The sequence below is a fragment of the Staphylococcus sp. HMSC061G12 genome (genome assembly GCF_001838465.1).
In the GTDB taxonomy this organism is placed as follows: Bacteria; Bacillota; Bacilli; order Staphylococcales; family Staphylococcaceae; genus Staphylococcus; species Staphylococcus simulans.
In genome coordinates, this window is the sequence record NZ_KV837097.1 from 1 (window position 1) to 1,010 (window position 1,010).

The window sequence follows — 1,010 nt, forward strand, 5'->3', positions numbered from 1 at the left end:
TAACTAAGGAGGGCCTGAGCTATGGCATTTAATAAAAAATATACACAAGATGATCAAAATATTGAGAAAGCATTAGAAGAAGCAGCATCACCGGATGTTTCATATAAAAAAATAGAAATTAAAAAAGGCAAAGTCAAAGAAAACAAAGCAAGATATCAATTTATGTTACAACCATCAGTCAGAAAAAAGCTAGATGAATTAGTCAAAGAAAATAATTATTCATCTTCATCAGAATTTTTGAATGAACTGATCAAGCAATTGTAATCAGGCATTGATGATGCCAAGGACATTACTGATAAAATCTATTCTTCAACAAGAATAGATTTTCATTTATCAAAAATAACAATTATATACATGAATATATAGATAAGTGTAAGCTTATATATACTCATGTGTATGTTTATACACATGAGTATAATTGATTATAGTTCTTAAAAAAGAACTATAAAAAACAAGACTTGTTATTTTAAAATAGTTCATATTAAAGAACTTAGTGAAAAATAGATGAATTAAGTCTAATTTCTTTCTATATAAAGTACTTTAATACAACGGGTTTTTACTATCTAATCATATAATCATTAAAATTATTATGATACGTCTAAAAACTTTAAAACTATACCTAATGACCTTTATAGGGCGAATCTGGTTAAGTATTTGAATTGAATCAATACACTGGAGTGAAACGTATTAAATCCTTCATTTAAAATAGCTAATATAAAACATATTAATCAAAGAGGTGAAGTGGATATGGCAAATACAAGAACACAAAAGCCAATAACGATGGCTAAAACGAAAAGTGAAAATATTGCATCATGGTTTATTAATGAAGCGCATTGGAAGTTATTGAGTGAGCAGTTAGAACTAGGTAAGACAGCAGTTTTTAAATATAAGAAGAATGTAAAAGAGCTCAGTGAAAGTAAAAGTGCCTTTGATGCTTTAGCGGAAATCTTTACAGTTAAACAATTAAATACTGTCATTGCAATGTTTAACGACTATATAGAGCACCCAGA

1 protein-coding gene and 1 pseudogene are annotated in these 1,010 nt (G+C 27.7%); both read left to right on the forward strand.

Annotated elements, in window-relative coordinates; all coding sequences use genetic code 11:
• The first annotated feature begins 21 nt into the window (after window positions 1-21).
• Window positions 22-264: a ribbon-helix-helix domain-containing protein gene (locus HMPREF2937_RS08060; RefSeq protein ID WP_060804017.1), complete on the forward strand. Its 243-nt coding sequence runs from the start codon at window positions 22-24 to the stop codon at window positions 262-264.
• A 483-nt stretch (window positions 265-747) separates the two neighbouring features.
• Window positions 748-1,010: pseudogene (locus tag HMPREF2937_RS08065) on the forward strand (hypothetical protein); the annotation flags it as partial.

Excerpts from the sequence above, each read along its gene's own strand:
- HMPREF2937_RS08060 (WP_060804017.1), top strand. The coding sequence starts at position 22 with ATGGCATTTAATAAAAAATATACACAAGATGATCAAAATATTGAGAAA.